Origin of the sequence: Agrobacterium sp. LY4, from assembly GCF_001526585.1 — a bacterium.
Lineage (GTDB): Bacteria > Pseudomonadota > Alphaproteobacteria > Rhizobiales > Rhizobiaceae > Agrobacterium > Agrobacterium leguminum.
Window position 1 is genome coordinate 12,669 of sequence record NZ_ASYA01000008.1, and the last position, 23,881, is coordinate 36,549.

Genomic DNA, 23,881 nt, shown 5'->3' on the forward strand with positions numbered 1-23,881 from the left:
ATCCTGAGCCTGAAGACGGGTTCTCAAGCCGAATTCGCGGCGATGGCGCGCACGATATCGTCATGATCCACCGCGAGAAGCGCCTTGTGGATGGATAGTTGCCGGCTGGCACCGGAAGCCGACAGGATGACGATCACCGTTTCGCGTGGTGGGCAATCCGGCAGGGAGCAGGAAAGCTCGCTGACGGTGATAATGTCTTCGGGGTAGAGATGCAGCAGATCGCGGGACCATTGCTTCAGAAGACGGGCCTGCGAGACGATTGCCGAGCCGCTACGCGCAAGCGGATTGTTCATGCCCTGCCCTTTCGCCCCGCCCGCGAGGCCAACGTATCGAAGAGAGCGCGGATCGGCTGCTGCGGCATATCCATGCCGATCAGCACGATGCGCGTGGAACGATTGCCATCCGGCCAGCGCTCCAGGCGGGTCAATGGATAAAGCCGGTGCTGCACCGCATGGGCGACAACCGGCCGCTCCGGGTCATCCGTCGCGCCGAAAATTCCCTTGAGCCGCAACAGGCCGGAATGCACATTGCTGGTGACGAGCTCCAGAAAAGTGACGATCGCCTGCGGATCGAAAGCGCCGTCGAAGGTGAGATCGAAAGCCTCGACCCCGACCCCATGGCGATTGATATCGTGCTGGTGGGCGGCATGAAGGCTCAGCCTGTCGGCCGCAAGCCACCCCGGCGCATCCTCCGGCTTGCCGCGCAGCGAATAATCCGACGCTGCAAACAACGACATCAGATCGAAATCGGCGGCATTACGGTCATGAAACGATGCCGCAGGATTGAGATCCGCGAGGCTTTCGCGGTCCACGGCCGCAGCATCGGCAAGATCGGTTTTCGTCAGAACGATATGATCGGCGAAGGCAAGCTGTTTCCAGCCTTCGATAAAACTGTCGAGCATCGCCGGACCGGAGACAACGTCGAAAGCCGTGACCACGCCTGAAAGGTGGAAATGCCGGGCCACGATGTGATCGCGCAGGCCAAGCGCCGGCGTGCCACCGGCGATCAGGCTGTTGATGATCGGCGCGGGATCGGCAAGGCCGGTGGTTTCGATGACGACCCGCGATACTTCCGGCATCATCCCTTCCAGAAAGGCCTGATGCAGCTCGTAAAGCGAGGTGCGGATATCGCTGGTGGCCGTACAGCAGATGCAGCCCGTCGTCGTTCTGAAATATCGTTCAGAACCCGTTCGCACCAGACCGTGATCGATGGGCACCGAGCCGAATTCATTGACGATGACCGCGGCATCGCGCATGGACGGCTCAGTCAGAAGCGCGTTCAGCAACGTCGTCTTGCCCGCGCCCAGAAAACCGGTCAGCAGGGTAACCGGCACCGTGCGGACAGGTGGCGCGACGGCCGAATCGTCCCTGGAATCGACCGCATTTTTCCGCTTCATTCCGAACACATCCGCACCTTCGCCATCCATAAATTCGCCGCACCATAATACGTAATGTAATAACATATCAATGACGATTATTGGATTTCCGGCGGGAGCTAATCCCGCGCCGGCATTCCCCTAACGGTCGGGCGCATGAAAAAACCATGGAACGCAGGAAATGGAATAATAAATCCGTTTCCTTCACTTTCGTTTTAATCGTTCCACGTTCTCTTGCATTTTCGTTAGAGTTCGCTTTTAATCAGATCGCTAGTACAGAAAAGATCGCCCGCAGCCGGATCGAGGAGGAACGACTGCAATAAGGGGCTGTATCTTTTACTGTTTTCATAACGGGAGGAATGACCTTGAAAAAACTCAGCTACCGCCTCGCCGCGGCATCCGCGCTTTCGTTTTTTGTCACATCGAATGCATATGCAGTAACGGACATTCAGTGGTGGCACGCCATGACCGGCGCCAATAACGAGGTCGTGGATACGCTTGCCAAAGAATTCAACGATAGCCAGAAAGAATACAAGATCACGCCCGTCTTCAAGGGCACCTATCCGGAAACCCTAAATGCCGGCATTGCGGCGTTCCGCGCCAAACAGCCGCCGGCGATCATTCAGGTCTTCGACGCCGGTTCGGGCGTGATGATGGGTGCTGCCGGCGCCATCAAGCCGGTGGCCGACGTGCTGAAGGAAGGCGGCTATACCTTCAACAAGGCCGACTATCTGGCCGGCATCGTGGCCTATTATTCCAAGCCTGACGGCACCATGCTGTCCTTCCCCTATAATTCGTCCTCGCCGATCCTCTATTATAACAAGGATGTCTTCCAGAAGGCCGGCCTCGACGCCGCCAACCCGCCGAAGACCTGGCCGGAAGTTTTCGAAGCTGCCAAGAAGATCAAGACCAGCGGTGCGGCCCAATGCGGTTTCACCTCCACCTGGCTCACCTGGATTCAGACCGAAAACTTCGCTGCCTGGAACAACGTCTCCTATGGCAGCAATGAAAACGGCCTTGGCGGCACGGACGTGAAGCTTGCGGTCAATGCACCGCTCTTCGTCGAGCATTTCCAGGCGATTGCCGATCTCGCCAAGGACGGCACCTTCCGTTATGGCGGCCGCACCTCGGAGGCCAAGCAGCTGTTCATGTCCGGCGAATGCGGCATCCTGACCGAATCCTCCGGCGGCCTTGGCGATATCGTCAAGACCGGCATGAATTACGGCATCGGCCAGCTTCCCTATTATGAGGGCCATGGTCCACGGAACACCATTCCCGGCGGCGCCAGCCTCTGGGTCTTCGGCGGCAAGAGCGACGCCGAATATAAGGGCGTGGCCGAATTCTTCCACTTCCTCTCCCAGACCAAGATTCAGGCACGCCTGCATCAGGTCTCCGGCTATATGCCCGTGACCATCGCGGCCTATGAGGAAACCAAGAAATCCGGCTTCTACGACAAGAACCCCGCCCGTGAAACGCCGCTGCTGCAGATGATGGGCAAGCCGCCGACAGAAAACTCCAAGGGCGTGCGTCTCGTGAACCTGCCGCAGGTGCGCGACATCATGAATGAGGAGTTCGAGGCGATGCTGGCCGGCAAGCAGGACGCGAAAGCGGCACTCGACAAGATCGTCGAGCGCGGCGATGCGGCCATCAAACAGGCTGCCGGCAACTAAAAGATCCCCTGCCCCGCCCGCATCCTCAACAGGGTGCGGGCGGCATTCCCATCTCATCAGGAGATCGCCGTGCAAAGCGTCGTATTCCCCAACAAGATCCTGCCCTATCTGCTGGTCGCGCCGCAGATCATCCTCACGGTGATCTTCTTCTTCTGGCCGGCAAGCCAGGCGCTTTACCAGTCGACCATGCGCGAGGACGCCTTCGGGCTGAACAGCAATTTCGTCGGGCTGGCGAATTTTTCCGCCGTGCTGTCGGATGAAAGCTACCTGAACTCGCTGCAGGTCACCGTCATCTTCAGCATCCTGACCGCGCTCGTCTCCATGGGGCTGGCGCTGCTTCTGGCGACGGCGGCGGACCGCGTGGTGCGCGGCAAGGGTTTTTACCGCACCATGATGATCATGCCCTATGCCGTCGCCCCTGCGGTGGCCGGCATGTTGTGGCTCTTCATGTTCAACCCGGCCATGGGCACCTTCTCCTACATTCTGCGCCGCAACGGCATCATGTGGGACCCGCTGCTCAACGGCGATCAGGCCATGCTGCTCGTCGTCGCGGCTGCCGCGTGGAAGCAGATCAGTTATAATTTCCTGTTTTTTGTCGCAGGCTTGCAGGCAATTCCTAAATCATTGCTGGAGGCGGCCTCCATTGATGGCGCGCGCGGTTCGCGACGCTTCTGGACCATCGTTTTCCCGCTGCTGGCGCCGACAACCTTCTTCCTTCTGGTCGTCAACACGGTTTACGCCTTCTTCGATACCTTCGGCATCATCCATGCCGTCACCGGCGGCGGCCCGGCCAAGGCGACGGAAACGCTGGTCTACAAGGTCTATAATGATGGTTTCGTGAACCTCAATCTCGGCTCTTCCGCCGCGCAATCCGTGATCCTGATGGTGATCGTCATCGCGCTCACCGCCTTCCAGTTCCGCTTCGTCGAGAAGCGCGTGCATTACGGCTGAGGATTTACTGATGATTGAAAATCGCCCGGTCGCCCGCGTGATCGCCCATCTGATGCTGGCTCTCGGCATCATCATCGTGGCCTTCCCGATCTATTACACCTTCGTCGCCTCCTCCATGACGTCGACGGATATCATCCGCCCGCCCATGTCGCTCCTGCCCGGCGATCATCTGAGCGCCAATTACACCGAGGCCATGGTCGGCGGTGTCGAAAGGGTCGTGGGCGTCAGCCTCGAGCGGCTGCTGTTCAACAGCTTCGTCGTGGCGCTCGCCATTGCCATCGGCAAGATCGTCATTTCGTTCCTTTCGGCCTTCGCCATCGTCTTCTTCCGCTTTCCCTTCCGCATGGGCTTCTTCTGGATGATCTTCATCACGCTCATGCTGCCGGTAGAAGTGCGCATCCTGCCCACCTACAAGGTCATCGTCGATCTTGGGCTTATCGACACCTATGCGGGATTGACGCTGCCGCTGATGGCCTCGGCCACGGCAACCTTCCTGTTCCGGCAGTTCTTCCTGACCATTCCCGGTGAGTTGGTTGAGGCGGCGCGCATCGACAATGCAGGGCCGTTCCGTTTCATGCGGGATATTCTGCTGCCGCTGTCGAGAACCAATATCGCCGCCCTTTTCGTGATCCTGTTCATCTATGGCTGGACCCAGTATCTCTGGCCGCTGCTCGTGACCAACGACGCCAAGATGAACACGATCATCATTGGCCTCAAGCGCATGGTGGATTTCACCGACGCTTCGACGCCATGGAATTATGTGATGGTGACGGCGATACTCGCCATCATCCCCCCGATTATCGTTGTGGTGCTGATGCAGCGCTGGTTCGTCAAAGGTTTGGTGGAGACCGAAAAGTAATGGCAAAAATTGCGCTGAAAGACGTCCGCAAGGTTTATGGCGGCAATGTCGAGGCCATCAAGGGCGTATCGATGGATATCGCCGACGGCGAAATGATCGTGCTGGTCGGCCCCTCCGGCTGCGGAAAATCCACCCTGCTGCGCATGATCGCCGGGCTGGAAGGCATTTCGGGCGGCCAGATCGTCATCGGCGACCGCGTCGTCAACGATCTCGAACCCTCCGACCGCGACATCGCCATGGTGTTCCAGAATTATGCGCTTTATCCGCATATGACGGTGCGCCAGAACCTTGCCTATGGCCTGAAGAACCGCAACACGCCGAAGGAGGAAATCGAACGGCGCATCACCGAGGCGGCCAAGGCGCTGGAGATCGAGCAGTTCCTGGAGCGCAAGCCGCGCCAGCTTTCCGGCGGCCAGCGCCAGCGCGTGGCCATGGGCCGCGCCATCGTGCGCAAGCCCGCGGCCTTCCTGTTCGACGAGCCGCTCTCCAACCTCGATGCCAAGCTGCGCGTGCAGATGCGGGTAGAAATCCGCCGCCTGCAACGCTCGCTCGCCACCACCAGCGTCTACGTGACCCATGACCAGATGGAGGCCATGACGCTGGCCGACCGGCTGGTGGTGCTGAATGCCGGCCGCATCGAGCAGATGGGCACGCCGATCGAGCTTTACGAAAAGCCGGCAACCACCTTCGTCGCCACCTTCATCGGCTCGCCTTCCATGAACCTGCTGAGCCATGGCGCGACATCGGCAAACGGCACTTCCGGATGGTCGGTGCAGGGAACCGAGGCACTTCCGCAGGGCGTCGCCACGCTCGGCATCCGCCCCGAAGACATTACCCTTGCCGATGAAGCCCCCGCAGACGCCGCCTTCACCGGCACCGTGCAGGTGGATGCCGTGGAACTGGTGGGTGCGGAAAGCTACGTGCACGGCTCCTTCGCCGACGGCACAACAATCGTCTTCCGCGTCCACGGCCGCTCTCAGCTTCGCATCGGCGAAACGCTGAAGATCGCCGCACAGGCGAAGGATTTTCACCTGTTCGATGCGGCGGGGAAGAGAATCTAAGCCTGCCGACGAAAAAGGGACACCCGCCACTCGGCGGGTGCTCGCACTATAGCTAGAATCTCCGACGGCTCGTTACCACACCAGCTCTACCTGCGGCCGACCGTTGGAGGTTTTCTCCACGGTGCGGCCGGATGTATCAACATTGCAATGAACGCGCTGCCGGAAAGCGGAAAAGCTTTCGAAACTCACCACATCCACCGGATCGTCGAGATGCAGGGTCAGCCGGTAGCGTTCGGGATCGCCGCCGAGCGCCTGCACGCCGAGAACGGAGGCCACGAAGGGTTGGCCGAGGTAAAAACCTTCCACCCTTGAACCCAGAAGATAGGGGTTGAAGGCGGGGCGGTTGCCGGCCGATGCGTGGAGGGTGTTCCAGTCGCGGAAGCCATATTGCGCGGCGATGAGTTCCAGCGCTTTCGAATGGGTGATTGCCTGCCCCTGATCCTCAAGGGCGGCGCGCAGGCGTTTTGCCTGTTCTTTCAGTCCCTCAAGTGCGGGGAGCGGTTTGGACACGTTCATAACGGTTCTCCAACATGCGCATGCCGACTATTCCGAAGGGGGTCCGCGTTGCCATCGACGACATGCAAAACATGGGATGACCGTTATTAAAGAAAGAGCTTCACCAGGGGCGCAAGCGCCTGCGGACGGCCGGGGCTCTTTGCCCGTGGCCGTCCCTATAGCCCAGAAAGCGCCGCCCGTCAAAGGCGGCGCTCAGCCGATCCCGTGATCAGAAGCGATAGGTGATACCCGCGCCTATCAGCCAGGGATCGAGCTTCGCCTTGCCGCTGATCGGCGTGCCGCCGAGTTCCGCCGTCCAGTCGGTCTTAAGGAAGATCTTCTTCACGTCGAAGTTCACGCCCCAATGCTCGTCCAGCATATAGTCGAAACCGACCTGCACGGCTGCACCGACCTTGTTCTTGACGTCGAGATTGCTGAAACCGGGCTTTTCCGTCTGGTTATAGAACAGCGAATAGTTCACGCCCGCGCCGATATAGGGCTTGAAAGCGCCGAAATCGGTGAAGTGATATTGCAGCGTCAATGTCGGCGGCAGCAACCACGTCTTGCCGACGGGCGTGCCGGCCAGCAAACCCTCGCCATTGATCTTGGCATAGGTGGTGCCGAGGATAAGCTCTGCGGCGAAGTTTTCGGTGAAGAAATAGCTGATGTCGAGTTCCGGGATCACGGTGTCCGAATAGGACAGGCCCGCTCCCGGCAAACCGTCGACGCTGCCGCTGTCATGGGTGATGACGCCGAGGCCGCGCACGCGCAGCATCCACGGGCTTGCCGCCGCAATCGCCTCTTCGGCGGTGGGGGCCGGCGCTACCTGGGCCAGATCGGCAGCCATGGCATTGGCGGATACCAGCATGGCCGCAACGCCAACTGCGACACTGGCAAGCAAGGCGGTTTTTTTGTTTCTGTTCGTCATTCCATCTCTCCTATAGCGCACCGCAGCCGGGCAAGTCCCCGGAACCGGCTGATGACGGCGGGCTTTCGCGAATCTTCGCCTGCCGCAACCGCTTGGGGCCACTATGACGAAGGGAGAGGCGGGCCGATTGAGATGGATCAAACCGGGACCCCGATCATGGATCGGAACGATTAACCGGCAAGCATTGTGACAATTACGCAACAAATGCCATCCAGCGATAGAGAAGCGGATGCACAAGGCGCCCGGCCAGACGCCGGAAAAATACGAAAAAGGCCTGCATTTGCAGGCCTCCTTCCAGTGCATCACCTCTATCACGCGGCCTGGGGCGTCAGGGTTGCGGAACCCGGCTTGCGCAGAAGCAGAACCGAGACGGCCGCGATCATGCACATCAGACCGGCAATCTGCAGCGCGGGCATATAGGTATCGAAGTCGCTCTTGAAGAAACCGGCGCCAAAGGCGGCGGTGGCGGCTCCCAGCTGATGGCCGGCAAACACCCAGCCGAAAACGAGACCGGCCTTTTCGCGGCCGAAATTCTCGGCAGCGAGCTTCACCGTCGGCGGCACGGTCGCCACCCAGTCCAGCCCGTAAAAGACGGCGAAGACCGAAAGCTCCACGAAGCTGAACCCCGAGAATGAGAGATATAGCAGGGAAAGCCCGCGCAGACCGTAGAACCAGAACAGCAGGAAGCGATTGTCGAACCGGTCGGAAAGCCACCCGGCGAAGATCGTGCCGAAGAAATCGAAAATGCCGATCACCGCCAGCGTGCCTGCCGCCGTCACCGCAGCCATGCCGAAATCGCCGCAGATCGAAATCCAGTGTGTCTGGATGAGACCATTGGTCGAAAGCCCGCAGACAAAGAAGGTGCCGAAAAGCACCCAGAACACCGGGTTGCCCGATACGCTCTTCAGGGTCACCAGCGGCGATACCAGTGTGGCGAGAAGATTGTGATCCTGCTTGACCGGCTTCGCCACCGCCGTCTCGCCATAGGCCGGCAGGCCGACATCGGCAGGATGGTCACGCATCAGAAGCAGGACGAGGACCATGGCGGTGGCGATCACCGCAACGGAAAGGGTCAAGGCGGCTCGCCAGCCGTAGGCTTCCGTCAGCGCCGCCAGCAGCGGCAGGAAAACAAGCTGGCCGGTGGCGTTGCTCGCCGTCATGAGGCCGATCACCAGTCCGCGACGCTTGGAAAACCAGCGTGTCGCCACGGTGGCGCCCAATACCAGCGCGGTCATGCCGGTGCCGACGCCGATCACCACGCCCCAAAGCAGCAGCAATTGCCATACCTCGGTCATGAAGAAGGAGGCGACAATGCCGCCCATGATCAGGGCAAGCGCAGTGGACACCACCTGCCGGACGCCGAAATGATTCATGAAGGCGGCGGCAAAAGGCCCGAGCAGGCCAAAAAGCACCAGCCTGACGGCCATTGCGGAGGAAATATCGGCGATATCCCAGCCGAATTCCTGATGTAGCGGCTGGATCATCACCCCGGCGGACCCCATGGCACCGGCGGTGGCCAGCATGGTCAAAAAGGTGGTTGCGGCAACGAGCCAGCCATAATGCAGATTTCTGCCGGCCATCCAGCTGGCGAGGCGTGTGGAGAGCATGTTCAAATTCCCTTTCCAGCGGCCGCGGCCGATATTTTACGGGTATATACCCTGTATTGCGGGCAGATACCCGCTTATGTCTCCAAAAATCACAGGGCTGCGAGCAGTTCCTGCAATTGTGCTGTCTTCTCAGGCCCAAGCCGGGCCTCGATTTCATCCTGCACCCCATCCCAGAGCGGCGCGCCAGCTTTCAGGATCGCGTGGCCTTCCTTCGTCACGGTCAGCATCGCTTCCCGCTGATCCTCGCCGTGGCCGATGGCCACCAGACCCATGCGAGCCAGCACCTTGGCGTTGCGGCCGACGGTGGAGCGATCCAGTTCCACCCGCGCGGCCAGATCGGTCAGCGAGACCGGCGCGGTGCGATTGATATTCCGCAACAGGCTGAACTGACCGATATTCACGCCAAGCGGCGCCAGGGCCTCGTCATAATAGGACGAAACCTTGCGGGATGCTTTGCGCAACAGGATGCAATGGCAACTATCGTTTGGCATTTGTCTCGGGTATATACCCGTAAATTTCTGCGCGCAAGATGCGCCCGGAGAAATTATCGGCGGGCAACGGCCGACCCCATGGCCATAGAGCAGAAACAATAAACCCCGGCTTTGGGCCGGGGTTTGATATCAGCAGCGAGACTCGTCTCAGGCCGAGAGCCTGCGGCCGCTTGCCACCAGCAGGCCGGCAGCGCCTTCAAGCCAGCCGGATTTCAGTTCCAGCGCCAGGAAACGGCTGCGCTCGAACGGGCCGGGCATGATGAGATGCTGGGCCTTGTCGGCGAAAAAGCCGAAGCGCTCGTAATAAGGTGCATCGCCAACCAGAAGAACGGCGCCGTGGCCGCGCTTGGTGGCTTCGGCAATGGCGGCACGCATCAGCGCCGAGCCGATGCCCTTGCCCTCATGGGCGGCATCGACGGCCAGCGGGCCAAGCAGCAGCGCTTCGACGGCGCGGCCTTCGCGCGAAATGCCGGCTTCGACATTCCACAGGCGCACCGTGGCGATGACATGGCCATCCTCATCGCGGGCGACGAGCGCAAGGCCTTCGGCCGGAATGCGACCGGCGCGCAGCTTTTCGGAAGACTTGCGGCGGCGGCCGGCGCCCATGGCGCGGTCGAGCAGGTTCTCACGGGCGACGACATCGCCCGGATTTTCCTGATCGACATGAAATGTCTGCGGCGTGAAAAATGCCCGTACCGAATTCAAAAGAGCGGCCATCCTTGGCCTCCCGTCACACTACCGCCCACACGCGGCCCTTGATGAAAAATTGGTGGAGCCGTTCCGGCCCGCCGACACGCTTTCCTCGGCTGGAAGAGGTGCAGCAAGCAGGGATTTGCGCATCAGCACAATCGGCAAGGCCGGAACGGAAGCTTGGTCGAGACGCCGCCCTGCTCAGCGGACGGCGTTCGGACTTTTAAGGAGCATCGGATTTTCCGAAAACCGCGTAACGCTTTTCGGTTCGATGCTTTAGATAACGTAGGCCTTCAGCGGCTCGAAACCGTTGAACGCGACCGCCGAATAGGTGGTCGTGTAAGCGCCCGTGCCTTCGATCAGAACTTCGTCTCCGATGGTCAGCGAGACCGGCAGCGGATACATGTTCTTTTCATACAGCACGTCGGCGCTGTCGCAGGTCGGGCCGGCCAGAACGCAGGGCTCCATCTCGTCCTGATCGCGTGTCGTGCGGATCGGGTAACGGATAGCCTCGTCCATCGTCTCGGCGAGACCGCCGAACTTGCCGATGTCGAGGAACACCCAGCGGTGGTTGTCATTGTCAGATTTGCGCGACACGAGAACGACTTCCGCCTTGATGACGCCGGCATTGCCGACCATGCCACGGCCCGGTTCGATGATCGTCTTCGGAATCTGGTTGCCGAAGTGCTTGCGCAGCGCCGTGTCGATCGCCTGGCCGTATTCTTCGGCAGCCGGAACGTCGCGCAGGTACTTGGTCGGGAAACCACCGCCCATATTGACCATCTGCAGGTGGATGCCCTGCTTGGCGAGCGAAGCGAAGACGCGCTTGGCATCGGCCAGCGCCGCATCCCATGCGTCGAGATTCATCATCTGCGAACCGACATGGAAGGATACGCCGTAGGACTCGAGACCGAGCTGATGTGCGTAGACCAGAACGTCGACAGCCATCTGCGGAACGCAGCCGAACTTGCGCGACAGCGGCCATTCGGCACCTTCGCCATCCGTCAGCACGCGGCAGAAGACGCGCGCGCCAGGAGCGGCACGGGCAACCTTCTCGACTTCCTCATGGCTGTCCACGGCGAAGAGATCGATGCCGAGCGCATGGGCGCGTGCAACATCGCGTTCCTTCTTGATGGTGTTGCCGAAGGAGATACGGTCAGCCGTCGCACCGGCATCGAGCGCCATCTGGATTTCAGCCACGGAGGCGCAATCGAAGTTGGAGCCGAGCGAAGCGAGCAGCTTCAGGATTTCGGGAGCCGGGTTTGCCTTGACGGCGTAATAGATGGCGCTGTTCGGCAGGGAATGCCGGAAAGCGTTGAAATTGTCGCGCACGACGTCGAGATCAACCACGAGGCAAGGGCCTTCGGGACGTCGGGTCTTGATGAAGTCGAGAATGCGTGCAGTCGTCATCGATGTATTCCCTGTTAAACCGGCTTCGGAAAAATCCGAAGGACAAAGGACGCTCGAGATATGCATTCGAATCAGCCGGTGGAGGCGCAGAATCGATAGCATACGCTCAAGGCGCGAATGTGAACGATGCCCTGCCAGAGCATCATTCGGCTTTGTCTGCCATGGATTGGAGGGAATGACCCGACCGCACTTCAGGCAATGATGGTGTGCCTCTTTAGTACCCCGGCTGATGGAAAGCCGGCAGAGAACCAGAAAGGCCCGCACCGTCGTTGCTTCGTATGTCCTCGCATTTTCCGGTTGGCCGGAATAGCGACTGGAGGGGTTAGTTCCAGGTACCTTACCTAAATCCTCACCACATCGAGGAATCGGCGGACACACATGGGCACGTGCGACTTTGGGCAGCACGGGAAATAAGAATATTCGCAGTCATAATCAAGAGGATTTTTTCACCAAAGAGCGGATTTTTTCGGCAATGAATTAAGGGTTGAACAGTCTGCCCTCGCCGTTCAATTATATGGAACGAACTGGAGGATTTTCATGGACACGCTCACCCGCATCCGCGCCTTTATCGATGTCGTCGAAGCGGAGGGTTTTTCCGCCGCTGCGCGCAAGACGGGGCGTTCCAAGGCGCTTCTGTCCAAATATGTGCGGGAACTGGAGGACGATCTCGGCGCACTGCTCCTCAACCGCACCACCCGGCAGTTTTCTCTGACAGAAGCCGGGCACACCTATTACCGCACCGCTTCAGACATTTTGAAGGAGATCGATAACCTTGCCGATCTGGTGCGCGAAAAGAATGCCGATCTGAAGGGCAAGCTCAGGATTTCCGTTCCCCGCACCTTCATCGATGCCGATGTCGGCCAGAGCCTGATCGACTTCGCCAAGGAAAATCCGGAGCTGTCGCTGGAAATCGTCGCGGAAGACCGATTCGTCGACCTGATCGAGGAGGGTTTCGATCTCGCGGTTCGGATAACCCGGCTGGAGGATTCGGGCCTCATCGCCCGCAAGCTCTCCGATTTCCGGGTCTATGCGGTGGCGACGGCGGATTTCGTGGCGAAACATGGGCCGCTCGACGGACCGCAGGATTTCTCCCGCGTTCCCTTCATCATCGACACCAATACGCGGTTTCACAATACGGTGCGCTATCTCGAGCCGGATGGCGGCTCGAACTCCGTCACCATCAGCGGACCGATCGAGGTCAACAGCCCACAGGCCACGCTGCGCGCCGCCCGCGCCGGCCTCGGCATTGCGCTGGTGCCCGATTTCATCGCCAGACCCTATATCCAGTCCGGCGAGCTGGTGACGCTGTTCGACGATTTTATTTCCAAGGACAGGGGTATCTATGCGGTCTATCCGCATCGCCGCTACCTGCCGGCCAAGGTGCGCAGCTTCGTGGATTATCTCTCGGCCTGGTTCAGGAAGAACGGGTGAGCCACAAAATGAAACGCCCGCCTTTTGGCGGGCGTCGGTGTTAGCGGAAAATCAGATCAGAACGGCGAATCCGGGAAGTAGAACTGCTCGGCATTGTCCTTGGTGATGAGCGTCGCATCGAGGATATATTCACCCGCGACCGGCACCTGATCGTAGAAATGCCCGGCTGTCAGCTGCATGGCGGTCGCCACCATCGCCGGCGGGTAGAGAACGTCGACCGGCACCAGCTTGTCGCCATCCATGACCTTCTTGATCATGTCCTTGGAACCGGCGCCCGCGACGATATACTGGATATCGGTGCGTTTCGCCTGCTGGATCGCCTCCAGCACGCCGATAGCCATGTCGTCATCCTGACACCAGACCACGTCGATCTTCTTGTACTTGGTCAGATAGTCCTGCATCACGCGGAAGGCGTCGTCGCGGTTCCAGTTGCCGTATTGACGGTCGAGAACCTTGACGCTGGAACCGGCGATACCCTTGTCGAAACCGTCCTGCCGCTGCTGATCGATCGGGATCGGCAGGCCGCGAATGACCACGACTTCGGCGTCAGGCGTGGTCTTCTTGATGTATTCGCCTGCCACCTGGCCAAGTGCGGGGTTGTTGCCGGCAACATAGAGATCGCGGATCGAATTGTCGTTGACGCTCGGCGCGCGGTCGACCAGCGCGACGAAGGTGCCCTTGTCCTTGATCTCCTTGATGGCGTTGACCAGCGGATCGGGATCGGACGGCAACACGACCAGCGCATCGAGCCCCTGCACGGCAAGGTCCTGCAGCGCATTGGCCTGATTGGCGGCGTCCGGCGACGTCTTGACGATGACATTGAGCCCCGGATGTTCCTGCATCAAAAGCTTCGCCACACGCTCGGCATGGTAGACGACGCCCGCCGTCCAGCCATGGTCGGCCGCTGGAATAGAAACGCCGATGGTGACCTTCTTATCCTGCGCATGCGCTGAAGCGGCAAGCACCGTGGCCAGCGCGGCAAAGGCCACGCCGATGAATTTACTACGCATAGTCTCTTTCCTCCCAAGACCGGGGCGTTCCTCCTTCGACCGCGCCTGCCCCACATGGCGCGGCGTGATACGTCACCTGCGGCTGAGCGAACGCTGCACCAGCATGGCGATGATGATGATGGCCCCCTGAATGGCGCCGATCAGATATTCGCTGACGAAGTTCGACAGGATCATGATGTTGCCGACGATCTCCAGAATGAAGGCGCCGCAGATCGTCCCCCAGATGCGCCCCACCCCGCCCCTCAGCGCCGTGCCGCCGACGACGACGGCGGTGATGGCCTGCAACTCCCACAACATGCCTGTGGTGGCCGAAGTGGAAGCGAGGCGCGGCACGTAAAGCAGCACCGCAACGGCGACACACAGCCCCTGCACCACATAAGCGATGGTGCGCACCCGCGCGACCGAAATGCCGGAATATCGCGCCACATCCTCGCTCGACCCTACTGCGGTCAGATGCCGCCCGTAACGGGTGCGGTAAAGCACGAAGGCGGCTATCGCAGCGGTGACGAAGATGACGATGACCGGCACCGGCACGCCCAGAACATTGCCGAAATAAACCGGACGATAAAGCGTCTGGATTTCCGGATTGCGCAGCGTGATCGCCCCGCCCTGCGACAGCCATGTGGTCAAGCCGCGATAGATGCCCATGGTGCCGAGCGTGGCGATGAAGGGTTCGATACGGCCGATGGTGGTGATGAGGCCGTTCGTCAGCCCGCAGGCAGCCCCGATGGCGAGCGCCAGCGCCATGGCGGTGAGCAGCATCAAAAGCGGACTGGCGATGACGCCGCTATTCATGAACAGGATCATCAGGCTGGCGACGAAAGCCACCATCGCGCCAACCGAAAGATCGAGCCCGCCCGAGGTGATGACGTAAGTTGCGCCGAGCGCGATGATGGCGATGAAGGCGCTGCGGGTGATGACGTTCAGGAGATTGTCGATGCCGATAAAATTGGGATTGGCGATGGTGCCGAGAACCAGCAGCAGGGCCAGCGCCACGAAAGGCGCGACGGCGCGCAGATCCCAGTCCTTCGAGGTCTTCGGCGTTTTGCCGTTGTCAAATGCGGCCTCAGTCATGTTTCCCCTCAGTCTCTTTTGTCAGGCCATGTTTCCCGGCACACGGGCGCTCAGGCGGGTTCCTGCGTATGAACGCCCGTCGCCAGCGCCACGATGTCGTTCTCGGTCATGCGCTCACCCGTCACCTCCCCGACGATCCGGCCCGACCGCATCACCAGAATGCGGTCGCAGATGCCGATCAGCTCCGGCATCTCCGAGGAAACGACGATGATCGAGCGCCCCTCATCCGCGAGCCTGGCGATGAAGCGGTAAATCTGTTCCTTGGTGCCGATATCGATACCGCGCGTCGGTTCGTCGATGATGACGATGGACGGATCGATGAGCATCATCTTGGCCAGCAGCAGCTTCTGCTGGTTGCCGCCGGAAAGCTGGCCCGCCAGCAGATCCTTGCGGCCGGTGCGGATGTCGAAATCGCGGACAGCATCATCGAGCGCCGCCGTTTCCCGGCGGGTATCGATCTGGAACAGCCGGCTGAATTTCTTCAGCGAAGCAAGCGTGAGATTGACACGCAAATCCTTGGTAAGCAGCAGGCCCTTGCCCTTGCGATCCTCGCTCAGATAAACGATGCCGGCCTTCAGGCTGTCTTCCGCCTTTGCGAAATGCACCGGCCTGCCGTGGTGTCGCACCGTTCCCCGACCGGCGCGCAGGCCGAGTATTCCTTCCATGAGCTCCGTTCTGCCCGCGCCGACCAGACCGGCGAAACCGAGGATTTCGCCCCTGCGCAGGCTGAAACCGGCATCCTGAGCATAACCCGGAACAGTAAAACGCTCCACCTGCAGAACCGGCTCGTGCTCTCCGCCGGCGGCGCGGTCCGGATAAAGCTTGGCGACATCGCGCCCCACCATCAGCCGCGCCATATCGGCAGGCTCCAGCGCCGATGCCGGATGGGAGGCGACCAGCCTGCCGTCTCGCAGAACCGTCACACGGTCGGCGATCTCCTTCACCTCCGGCAGACGATGCGAAATGTAAAGTACGGCCACGCCTTTCGCCCGGATGTCCCTGATGACATTCAGCAGCGCATCCGTTTCGATGGGCGTAAGGCTCGCCGTCGGCTCATCGAAAATGACCACACGATGCGGCACGAGGAGGACGCGGGCGATCTGCACGAGCTGCCGCTGGGCAATCGACAGGCTGCCGACAATGGCGTCCGGATCGATCGTAGCGCCGAGATCGGCGATTGCCTTGCGGGCGCCGGCGCGCATGGCGCGGTCGTCCACCATGGCGCCCCGGCGCATTTCGCGGCCGAGATAGATGTTCTGCGCCACCGTCAAATCCGGGGCCAGCAATATTTCCTGATGCACGAGAACGATGCCGCGATGTTCGGCATCCACCGGACCGCTTAGCGTAACGGCGTCGCCATCGATGCGGATTTCCCCGCCCGACGGCTTTTCATTGCCGGCCAGCAACTTCATCAGCGTCGACTTGCCGGCGCCGTTCTCGCCAATGATCGCATGGACCTCACCGGCGCGCACCGCGATCTCTATATCCTTGAGAACCTGTACCGGCCCGAAAGACTTGGACAGCCCAACCGTCCGGATAAGGGCGCGGTCTGGAGATTCGTCAGCAAAAGCCATGTGCCGTCACCGGAATCCGGCGTGAACGGACGGCGCTTGCCCCTTGATTTTATCTGAAACGACCATCTGCGAACTCCTCCCAAAGCTCGAGGAAGAAGCTAGCCTTCGTTTTGAGGTACGTAAAGCAAATTTCGCTGGTGTTTTAGAATACACTCAAATTTGACCGCCGCGCCGGGTCTGGGAAATCCGGTCGCTATGTCGGGGAGCGTCGAAAAGCCTTCATGAGACGATGCACCGCTTCCGCACCCTCATTGGCCAGATCGAAACGCTTGCCGAACAGCAGCCAGTCCGAGCACATGCCTTTCAGCAGCCAGTAGAGCGCCCCGAGCGCGGACTCGGCTGTCCAGTTATCGTTGAAAGCCCCTTCCGCCTGCGCCCGTTCGAAAGCCTCCTCGAGCAGCCGCTTGTGGTAACGGTCCAGCTCCTCCTGCGCGCGCAGCACGGGGGCGAATTCATCGGAATAATTGGTGCGCAGGCTGATGGTCATGATGCGCTGGCGCTGTTCGTCTTTTGAAAGAAGCGAAAGCCAGTTGCACGCGGCGTCCTCGATCTTGGCCAGCAGCGCCTCCCCCTTGAGGTCCGGATCGCCGAAATCGAGCAGGTCCGATTCCGGCAGCGCCACCGATTCGTAAAGGCCGATGAAAAGGTCGCTCTTGCTGGAAAAATGCCAGTAGATCGCCCCGCGCGTAACGCCGGCCGCAGCCGCCACCTCATCCAGAGAGCTGTTGGCCACGCCCTTCTTGAAGAACACCCGCTCGGCAGCGGCAAGGATCGCCTGACGCGTCTCTTCTGCCTCGGCCTTGGTTCGGCGCATGCTGATGTCTCCTTCCAGTCGCGGCACGGCGCTTTCGCACCGTGCCTTGTTTGCGATGCCGGGCTGTCAGTCAGATGAACGCATTCACGTGACTTTTCGCCCAGCCGTCACACCCGTTTTATTCCGCCGGCGATACCGCGTCAGCAGCAATCTCATTCTCCTTCTTCCGATCCCCGAAAATCTTCATGACGAAGACGAAGAAGACGGGAACGAAGAAGATCGCGAGGATCGTCGCCGAGATCATGCCGCCGAGAACCCCGGTGCCGATGGCGTTCTGGCTCGCCGCACTGGCGCCCGAAGCAATCGCCATCGGCAGCACGCCGAGCGAGAAGGCGAGCGACGTCATCAGGATCGGCCGGAAGCGCAGATGCGCCGCCTCCACCGTCGCATCATAGGTGGATTTTCCTTCCGCCCGCAAATCCTTGGCGAATTCGATGATCAGGATCGCGTTCTTGGCGGACAGGCCGATGATCGCGACGAGGCCTACGAGGAAGTAGACGTCGTTCGGCATGCCGCGCAGCATCACCGCCGCTACCGAGCCGATGACGCCGAGCGGCACCACCAGCATGACGGAGAGCGGAATGGACCAGCTTTCGTAAAGTGCTGCCAGCAGCAGGAAGACGAACAGAACGCTGAGCCCGATCAATGCCGGCGCCTGCGACCCGGACTGGATTTCCTGCAGCGACTGGCCGGTCCATTCGAAACCGAAGCCGCTCGGCAACTCACCCGCTAAGCGCTCCATTTCGGCAATGGCGTCACCCGACGAATAACCGGGGGCGGACTGGCCGCCGATACGGACCGCCGGATAGCCGTTGTAACCGACCACCTGCGAGGGACCGCGCACCCATTCGACCGTGGCGAATGAGCTCACCGGCACCATGCCGCCATTGGCATTGCGGACGTTGAGGTTCAGGAGATCCTCCGTCTTCATGCGCTGGCCCTGTTCCGCCTGCACCGTCACGCGCTGCATGCGGCCGGCATTGGGGAAGTCGTTGACATAGGACGAGCCCATATTGGCAGAGATGGTGGCGTTGATATCGCTGAAGGTGACGCCGAACGTATTGGCCTTCTCACGGTCGATGATGAGATTGACCTGCGCCGCATCCGGCATGCCTTCGATGCGAAGACCGGCAAGGATGGGGCTCTGGCGGGCAGCGGCCATCAGTTGCGCACCGGCGGCGCTGAGAGCCGCCTGTCCCGCGCCCGAGCGATCCTGCAGGCGGAAGGTGAAGCCGCTGGAATTGCCGAGGCCCTGGATCGGCGGCGGCGACAGCGCAAACGACATGGCGTCCGGAAGACCCCACAGCTTGGCGTTGACGCGCGCCGATATGGCGGCGGCGGAATCGTTCGGTCCGCGTTCGCTCCAGTCCTTCAGGGTGGCGAAGGCGAGACCCGCATTCTGGCCGGAGCCGGAGAAGGAGAAACCCGAAACCGCAATCACGCGATCCACCGCCGGCTCTTCCATGAAGATCTTTTCGATCTGCTGGATGGATTGCAGGGTGCGGTCGCTGCTGGCTTCCGCCGGCGCCTGAATGTCGACGATCAGATAGCCCTGGTCTTCGTTCGGAAGGAACGAGCTCGGCAGCTGCATATACGCCCAGCCAAGACCGACCAGCAAAGCCGCGTAGATGACCATGAAGCGACCGGAACGCTTGATGATGCTGCCGACGGACGAGGAATATTTGTGCGACGCCTTGTCGAAGCCGCGGTTGAACCAGCCGAAGAAGCCCTTCTTCTCATGGTGTCCGGCCTTGATGGGCTTCAGGAACGACGCGCAGAGCGCCGGCGTGAGCGACAAAGCAAGGAAGCCCGAAAACAGGATCGACACCACCATGGTCAGGCTGAACTGCTGGTAGATGATGCCGACGGCGCCTGGGAAGAAAGCCATGGGCACGAACACGGCCGTCAGCACCAGCGTGATGCCGATGATCGCGCCGGAAATCTGGCCCATCGCCTTGCGGGTGGCCTCCTTGGGCGACAGATGCTCCTCTGCCATGATGCGCTCGACATTCTCGACGACGACAATCGCGTCATCCACCAGAATGCCGATGGCGAGAACCATGGCGAACATGGTCAGAACGTTGATCGAGAAACCCGAGACATACATGATGGCGCAGGTGCCGAGCAGCGCCACGGGCACCACCAGTGTCGGGATGATGGTGTAGCGGATATTCTGCAGGAAGACGAACATCACCACGAAGACGAGGATGATCGCCTCCACCAGCGTGTTGATCACCTTCTGGATCGAGATTTTCACGAAGGGGCTGGTGTCATAGGGAATTTCATATTCCAGACCCGGCGGGAAATATCGGGACAGTTCTTCCATGGTGGCGCGAACGCCCTCGGAGGTCTGCAGTGCATTGCCGGTGGGCGAAAGCTGCACGCCGATGGCGGCGCTCGGCTTGCCGTTCAGGCGGCTCGAGAAGTTATAGCTTTCGCCGCCCACTTCCACGCGTGCGACATCGCGCAGCCGCACGGATGAGCCGTCCGGATTGGCGCGCAGCACGATGGAGCCGAATTCTTCCGGTGAGGTCAGCTGCCCCTGCACGTTGACGGTTGCGGAAATCTGCTGGCCGATGGGATTTGGCGATGCGCCGATGCGGCCGGCGGCAACCTGCGAATTCTGCGCCTGAATGGCGCCGATGACGTCGTCGAGGTCAGGCTGAGGCCCAGCATCTTGTCCGGGTCCATCCAGATACGCATGGAGCGCTGGGTAGCGAAGAGCTGCGCGCTGCCGACGCCGGGAACGCGGCGCAATTCGCCGAGTACATTGCGGCTGAGATAATCGCCGAGACCGATGGCGTCCGTGTTGCCGTCGACGGAGGTCAGCGCCACCATCATCAGGAACGACGTGCCCGCCTGCTCCACGCGCAGGCCCTGCTGCGTCACCGCCTGCGGCAGGCGGGGTTCGACGCGGGCGATGCGGTTCTGGACCTCCACCTGGGCTTCACCGATGTTGGAGCCCGGCGCAAAGGTGACGTTGATGGAAATGCGGCCCGAAGATTCCGACGTCGATTCGAAATAGATCAGGCCTGGAACGCCGTTCAGCTCTTCTTCGATGGGACGCGTGACGCTCTGGTAAATATCTTCCGGCGACGCGCCCGGATAGGTCGTCGAGACGGAAATCTGCGGCGGGGCGACATTCGGATATTGCGCAATCGGCAGCATGGGAATGGCGAGCAGGCCCGCCAGCATGATGAAGATGGCGACGACCCAGGCAAAAATGGGCCGATCGATGAAAAAACGTGCCATGAAATCGGTCCTTATTGCTTCGCAGCCGGAGCCGCGCTCTCGCTGTCAGCGGCGGTTGCGACATCGGCCTCATCGGACCACGGTTCCGGCTTCACTTTCGTGCCCGGAGCGGTCTTCTGGAAACCTTCGGCCACGACGCGGTCGCCATCCTTCAGACCCTCGGAAATCACCCAGCGATCGCCGATGGAGCGACCGACGCTGACGCGACGCTGCTCGACCGTGTCTTCGGCATTGACGACAAGCACGCTCGCCTGCCCGCCGGCATCGCGCTGAACCGCCTGCTGCGGCACGGCGAAGGCCGCTTTCTGGATACCCTGCTGGATCTGTACGCGGACATACATGCCCGGCAGCAGATCGCCGTTCGGGTTAGGGAATTCACCGCGCAGCGTCACCTGACCGGTGGTTTCATCCACCGCCGCTTCGGAAAACAGCAGGCGGCCGGGCAGCGGGTAACGGCTGCCGTCATCGAACAGCAGGTTGACTTCTGCCTCGTTCGGGCCGGTCATCAGCTTGCCATCCTGCAGGGCCTTGCGCAGGCGGATGAGATCGGCGGCCGGCTGGGTGAAGTCGGCATAGATCGGATCGAGCTGCTGGATCGTCGCCAGATTTTCAGAGCCAGTGGCGCTGACGAGGGCGCCTTCGGTAATACGCGCGCGACCGATGCGGCCGCTGATCGGGGCTTTGACATCGGCATATTGCAGATTGAGCTTCGCTTCCGCGACGCCGGCTTCGGCCACGGCCACCTCGGCATCCGCCTGCGCCAGCTGGGCGATGGCGTTGTCGAATTCCTGCTGGGAACCGACGTTGGAACGGCGCAGCTGCTGCTGCCTGTCGGCCGTCTGCCGCGCCTGAAGCTGCGCGGCCTGCGCCCGGCGCAGCGTGCCCTCGGCGCTGTCGACGCGCACCTGGAACGGCGCGGGATCGATCCGATAGAGAACATCGCCTTCCGTCACCAGCGAGCCCTGCTCAAACACCCGCTCCACGATGATGCCGGAGACACGCGGGCGCACTTCGGCAAGCCGCGTCGGCGCAATGCGTCCCGGCAATTCGTTGGTGATGGGCAGTTCTTCCTGGCTCACCGTCACGATCTTCACCGCACCGGGCGGCGGCGCGCCGGGCGCGGACGCCTGCTCATCGCTACATCCGACAAGAACGATGCCCGTCAACAACACCGCCGCGATCTGCCCCAATCTCTTCGCCATACTGCGCTCCGAATCCATAAAAAATGTCACATTTACATACATACTAAGACGTATGTAAAACTTCAGCAACGAAATTGTTGCAGCGCAAAAGCCCTCTCACGCGCTTGTGAAGGCGTGTGAGACGGCTTGCGGAGAGCGCTGTAATTGGGAACGGAGGACTAACTGGCGTTCAAGGCAGGACATATCCCGACGAGCCGGAGGCGACAGCCGGACGGATGAAGCTTTCCGCTGTTTCCGTCGCGACCAAACCACCACTGCGTGGTTTAGATTCCCCGACAACATTCTCTCGACGTCATCCTCGGGCCTGTCCAGAGGATCTGCAACCGATTGATTTTATTCGACGTGACTAGATCTTCGGCATGGGGCTGAGGGAATGCCCCACGACGCCCTCACTACCCCTCAGGACAGACGCTTCAGCGAGGAGGCTTCCGGCTGCGGACCGGGTTTCGTCGTGTCGTTATTGTCGGCGGATCTGTTGCGCAGCGCCGCATAATAGGCGTTCTTCTGCTCGTACATATTCATATCGGCGCGACGCACCAGCGATTCCATCGTCTCGCCGGCCTCGCTGGTGGCCACACCCAGCGACAGGCTGAGCGGTGCGCTGGAATAGAACTGGTTGTTGATCTTCAGCAGCTCATAAACGGTCTCGACCATGGCGGCGGCCACCTGCCTGTCGGCGCCGGGAAGAAGGATGGCGAATTCGTCGCCGCCGATGCGCGCGGCATGGTTCGGCGCGGTCACCACGCCATTCAGCACCTCGCCCACACGCCGCAACAATGCGTCGCCAGCATCGTGTCCCAGCTTGTCGTTAGCGTCCTTCAGGCCATTGAGATCGATGACGATGGCCGAAACCGGCCTGAGCGCGCTGCGCTCCAGCCGGTTCAGCTCGTCCGAATAGAAGGCGCGATTGTGCAGCTTGGTCAGCACATCGTGCTTGCCGAGATATTCGAGATAGGCTTCCGCCTTCTTGCGCGCGGTAATGTCCGTCAGCGCCACCTGCACCAGCGACCAGTCGCGCTCATGGCCGGGGAAGACGGAAAAATGCAGGAGCACATGCCGCTCCGAACCGTCAAGCGCGTAATTCACCACCTCGCGATGGTGGGTGAGATTGCCGTTCCAAAGCTCCATCAGCTGTTCCCGGAACGGCTTTTCCATCTCGCCGCGGAAAATATCGCCGAGTCGCTGCAACAGAACCTGCCGGTCCGGCGCGCAGAACAGGTCCAGCGTGGCGCGGTTGACGTCGATGACGCGGATTTCGCTCATGCATTGCCGCACGAATTCGGGATGCACATCCATGAACACGCGGAAATCGACGATGCCGCGGTCCCTAACCTCCTCGATCAACCGCCGCACGCGACTGAAATCCTCCACCCACAGGGAAACGGGCGAATGTTTGAACATGCCTTCGGCGTAACGGCGGTTGAGAAGTTCCTTGCGGCGCGCCTCCTCCCGCTCCGTCACATCCTCGGTGGTCAAAAGCAGCCGTCCGAGCGTTTCTTCATGGCCGGGTATGACCGCGCCGCGCAACTGGATATCCAGCCGCTTGCCGCCGATTGAATAATTGACCGCGTTGCTGGTGAATTCCGTCTTGCCCGCCCAGAGTTCGGAAAGCTCGTTCACATGGCTTTCCAGCATGTCGTCACGAAAAATCCGATGGAGATTGTCGATGAGATGCGCCTGATCGCGGGCCTCGAACAGTTCCAGCGTTCTGGCGTTGACCTTGATCACGCGGATTTTCTGCGAGCAGGCCGCCACTCTCGATAAATCTTCCAGAAGAAACGCCCGGATATCCTCGACGCCCTGCGATCGCCAGATATCGAACTGGCTTTTCACCTCGCTGAAATCCTCGATCCACATCGCCACGGGGGCAAGATTGAAGACATTGGTATCGATTATCTCATTCATACGGGAGGTCTTCTCAAGGATAGCAGGCGAATGCCGAAACGGTGCGGAACAACGATGGCCGCCCGCATAACCGGATTTATTA

19 protein-coding genes and 1 pseudogene are annotated in these 23,881 nt (G+C 60.7%); 5 read left to right on the forward strand and 15 right to left on the reverse strand.

The genetic code is table 11. The features are described 5' to 3' along the window. Positions 1-23: 23 nt before the first annotated feature. Together L904_RS08965 and L904_RS08970 are read right to left on the reverse strand one after the other, a co-directional pair. Positions 24-293: a hypothetical protein gene (locus L904_RS08965; protein ID WP_020813339.1), complete on the reverse strand. Its 270-nt coding sequence runs from the start codon at positions 291-293 to the stop codon at positions 24-26. Then, positions 290-1,396, reverse strand: a complete 1,107-nt coding sequence (locus tag L904_RS08970; protein WP_162144099.1) for a GTP-binding protein — start codon at positions 1,394-1,396, stop codon at positions 290-292. Before L904_RS08970 ends, L904_RS08965 begins: the two co-directional genes overlap by 4 nt. Before the next feature lie 338 nt (positions 1,397-1,734). On the opposite strand from L904_RS08970, the gene ugpB reads away from it, so the two are divergent. The 4 genes from ugpB to L904_RS08990 all read left to right on the forward strand — a co-directional run bounded on the left by ugpB (position 1,735) and on the right by L904_RS08990 (position 5,916). Next, entirely contained in the window at positions 1,735-3,045 is a 1,311-nt protein-coding gene (gene ugpB, locus L904_RS08975; RefSeq protein ID WP_035260638.1) for a sn-glycerol-3-phosphate ABC transporter substrate-binding protein UgpB, read from the forward strand. A 69-nt stretch (positions 3,046-3,114) separates the two neighbouring features. After that, on the forward strand, positions 3,115-3,996 hold the full coding sequence (gene ugpA / locus L904_RS08980; protein ID WP_003523346.1) for a sn-glycerol-3-phosphate ABC transporter permease UgpA: 882 nt from the start codon (positions 3,115-3,117) through the stop codon (positions 3,994-3,996). Between the two features lie 10 nt (positions 3,997-4,006). Then, the gene (gene ugpE / locus L904_RS08985; protein ID WP_020813343.1) at positions 4,007-4,855 is read left to right on the forward strand and encodes a sn-glycerol-3-phosphate ABC transporter permease UgpE; all 849 of its coding nucleotides are present in this window, start codon (positions 4,007-4,009) and stop codon (positions 4,853-4,855) included. Continuing rightward, on the forward strand, positions 4,855-5,916 hold the full coding sequence (locus tag L904_RS08990) for a sn-glycerol-3-phosphate import ATP-binding protein UgpC (protein ID WP_020813344.1): 1,062 nt from the start codon (positions 4,855-4,857) through the stop codon (positions 5,914-5,916). The genes ugpE and L904_RS08990 overlap by 1 nt, the downstream gene beginning before the upstream one ends. 72 nt (positions 5,917-5,988) lie before the next feature. Here L904_RS08990 and L904_RS08995 read toward each other — a convergent pair whose 3' ends face one another. The 6 genes from L904_RS08995 to odc2 form a co-directional block, all read right to left on the reverse strand. Next, complete coding sequence (locus L904_RS08995) at positions 5,989-6,432, reverse strand: glyoxalase superfamily protein (RefSeq protein ID WP_020813345.1); 444 nt, start codon at positions 6,430-6,432, stop codon at positions 5,989-5,991. A gap of 208 nt (positions 6,433-6,640) precedes the next feature. Continuing rightward, positions 6,641-7,339: an OmpW family protein gene (locus L904_RS09000; protein WP_020813346.1), complete on the reverse strand. Its 699-nt coding sequence runs from the start codon at positions 7,337-7,339 to the stop codon at positions 6,641-6,643. Between the two features lie 311 nt (positions 7,340-7,650). Beyond that, positions 7,651-8,946 (reverse strand): MFS transporter, encoded by a 1,296-nt coding sequence (locus tag L904_RS09005; protein WP_003523351.1) that lies wholly within the window; start codon positions 8,944-8,946, stop codon positions 7,651-7,653. 89 nt (positions 8,947-9,035) lie between these two features. Continuing rightward, positions 9,036-9,437 (reverse strand): MarR family winged helix-turn-helix transcriptional regulator, encoded by a 402-nt coding sequence (locus L904_RS09010; protein WP_020813347.1) that lies wholly within the window; start codon positions 9,435-9,437, stop codon positions 9,036-9,038. 147 nt (positions 9,438-9,584) lie between these two features. Then, on the reverse strand, positions 9,585-10,154 hold the full coding sequence (locus L904_RS09015; RefSeq protein ID WP_020813348.1) for a GNAT family N-acetyltransferase: 570 nt from the start codon (positions 10,152-10,154) through the stop codon (positions 9,585-9,587). A gap of 249 nt (positions 10,155-10,403) precedes the next feature. Beyond that, positions 10,404-11,537 carry an ornithine/lysine decarboxylase gene (odc2, locus tag L904_RS09020; protein ID WP_035261035.1) on the reverse strand — a complete coding sequence of 378 codons (1,134 nt, stop codon included), beginning with the start codon at positions 11,535-11,537 and terminating at the stop codon, positions 10,404-10,406. A 537-nt stretch (positions 11,538-12,074) separates the two neighbouring features. On the opposite strand from odc2, the gene L904_RS09025 reads away from it, so the two are divergent. Then, positions 12,075-12,968, forward strand: a complete 894-nt coding sequence (locus L904_RS09025) for a LysR family transcriptional regulator (RefSeq protein ID WP_020810861.1) — start codon at positions 12,075-12,077, stop codon at positions 12,966-12,968. Between the two features lie 56 nt (positions 12,969-13,024). On the opposite strand, the gene L904_RS09030 is transcribed toward L904_RS09025, so the two are convergent. The 7 genes and pseudogenes from L904_RS09030 to L904_RS09060 all read right to left on the reverse strand — a co-directional run bounded on the left by L904_RS09030 (position 13,025) and on the right by L904_RS09060 (position 23,799). Further along, the gene (locus L904_RS09030; protein WP_020810860.1) at positions 13,025-13,978 is read right to left on the reverse strand and encodes a substrate-binding domain-containing protein; all 954 of its coding nucleotides are present in this window, start codon (positions 13,976-13,978) and stop codon (positions 13,025-13,027) included. A 72-nt stretch (positions 13,979-14,050) separates the two neighbouring features. After that, the gene (locus L904_RS09035; protein ID WP_020810859.1) at positions 14,051-15,052 is read right to left on the reverse strand and encodes an ABC transporter permease; all 1,002 of its coding nucleotides are present in this window, start codon (positions 15,050-15,052) and stop codon (positions 14,051-14,053) included. Between the two features lie 50 nt (positions 15,053-15,102). Then, positions 15,103-16,626 (reverse strand): sugar ABC transporter ATP-binding protein, encoded by a 1,524-nt coding sequence (locus L904_RS09040; protein WP_020810858.1) that lies wholly within the window; start codon positions 16,624-16,626, stop codon positions 15,103-15,105. A gap of 193 nt (positions 16,627-16,819) precedes the next feature. Continuing rightward, complete coding sequence (locus L904_RS09045) at positions 16,820-17,440, reverse strand: TetR family transcriptional regulator (protein ID WP_020810857.1); 621 nt, start codon at positions 17,438-17,440, stop codon at positions 16,820-16,822. Positions 17,441-17,558: 118 nt separating this feature from the next. Beyond that, positions 17,559-20,692 (reverse strand): annotated as a pseudogene (locus tag L904_RS09050) (multidrug efflux RND transporter permease subunit). A gap of 11 nt (positions 20,693-20,703) precedes the next feature. Further along, positions 20,704-21,894 (reverse strand): efflux RND transporter periplasmic adaptor subunit, encoded by a 1,191-nt coding sequence (locus tag L904_RS09055; RefSeq protein WP_080707354.1) that lies wholly within the window; start codon positions 21,892-21,894, stop codon positions 20,704-20,706. Positions 21,895-22,293: 399 nt separating this feature from the next. Then, entirely contained in the window at positions 22,294-23,799 is a 1,506-nt protein-coding gene (locus L904_RS09060) for a sensor domain-containing diguanylate cyclase (protein ID WP_035263901.1), read from the reverse strand. Positions 23,800-23,881: the final 82 nt, after the last annotated feature.

What these genes read in the sequence shown, in the direction of transcription:
- L904_RS08965 (WP_020813339.1), bottom strand. Translation starts at nt 293, where the DNA reads ATGAACAATCCGCTTGCGCGTAGCGGCTCGGCAATCGTCTCGCAGGCC.
- L904_RS08970 (WP_162144099.1), bottom strand. Translation starts at nt 1,396, where the DNA reads ATGAAGCGGAAAAATGCGGTCGATTCCAGGGACGATTCGGCCGTCGCG.
- ugpB (WP_035260638.1), top strand. Translation starts at nt 1,735, where the DNA reads ATGACCTTGAAAAAACTCAGCTACCGCCTCGCCGCGGCATCCGCGCTT.
- ugpE (WP_020813343.1), top strand. Translation starts at nt 4,007, where the DNA reads ATGATTGAAAATCGCCCGGTCGCCCGCGTGATCGCCCATCTGATGCTG.
- L904_RS08990 (WP_020813344.1), top strand. Translation starts at nt 4,855, where the DNA reads ATGGCAAAAATTGCGCTGAAAGACGTCCGCAAGGTTTATGGCGGCAAT.
- L904_RS08995 (WP_020813345.1), bottom strand. Translation starts at nt 6,432, where the DNA reads ATGAACGTGTCCAAACCGCTCCCCGCACTTGAGGGACTGAAAGAACAG.
- L904_RS09000 (WP_020813346.1), bottom strand. Translation starts at nt 7,339, where the DNA reads ATGACGAACAGAAACAAAAAAACCGCCTTGCTTGCCAGTGTCGCAGTT.
- L904_RS09005 (WP_003523351.1), bottom strand. Translation starts at nt 8,946, where the DNA reads ATGCTCTCCACACGCCTCGCCAGCTGGATGGCCGGCAGAAATCTGCAT.
- L904_RS09010 (WP_020813347.1), bottom strand. Translation starts at nt 9,437, where the DNA reads ATGCCAAACGATAGTTGCCATTGCATCCTGTTGCGCAAAGCATCCCGC.
- L904_RS09015 (WP_020813348.1), bottom strand. Translation starts at nt 10,154, where the DNA reads ATGGCCGCTCTTTTGAATTCGGTACGGGCATTTTTCACGCCGCAGACA.
- odc2 (WP_035261035.1), bottom strand. Translation starts at nt 11,537, where the DNA reads ATGACGACTGCACGCATTCTCGACTTCATCAAGACCCGACGTCCCGAA.
- L904_RS09025 (WP_020810861.1), top strand. Translation starts at nt 12,075, where the DNA reads ATGGACACGCTCACCCGCATCCGCGCCTTTATCGATGTCGTCGAAGCG.
- L904_RS09030 (WP_020810860.1), bottom strand. Translation starts at nt 13,978, where the DNA reads ATGCGTAGTAAATTCATCGGCGTGGCCTTTGCCGCGCTGGCCACGGTG.
- L904_RS09035 (WP_020810859.1), bottom strand. Translation starts at nt 15,052, where the DNA reads ATGACTGAGGCCGCATTTGACAACGGCAAAACGCCGAAGACCTCGAAG.
- L904_RS09040 (WP_020810858.1), bottom strand. Translation starts at nt 16,626, where the DNA reads ATGGCTTTTGCTGACGAATCTCCAGACCGCGCCCTTATCCGGACGGTT.
- L904_RS09045 (WP_020810857.1), bottom strand. Translation starts at nt 17,440, where the DNA reads ATGCGCCGAACCAAGGCCGAGGCAGAAGAGACGCGTCAGGCGATCCTT.
- L904_RS09055 (WP_080707354.1), bottom strand. Translation starts at nt 21,894, where the DNA reads ATGGCGAAGAGATTGGGGCAGATCGCGGCGGTGTTGTTGACGGGCATC.
- L904_RS09060 (WP_035263901.1), bottom strand. Translation starts at nt 23,799, where the DNA reads ATGAATGAGATAATCGATACCAATGTCTTCAATCTTGCCCCCGTGGCG.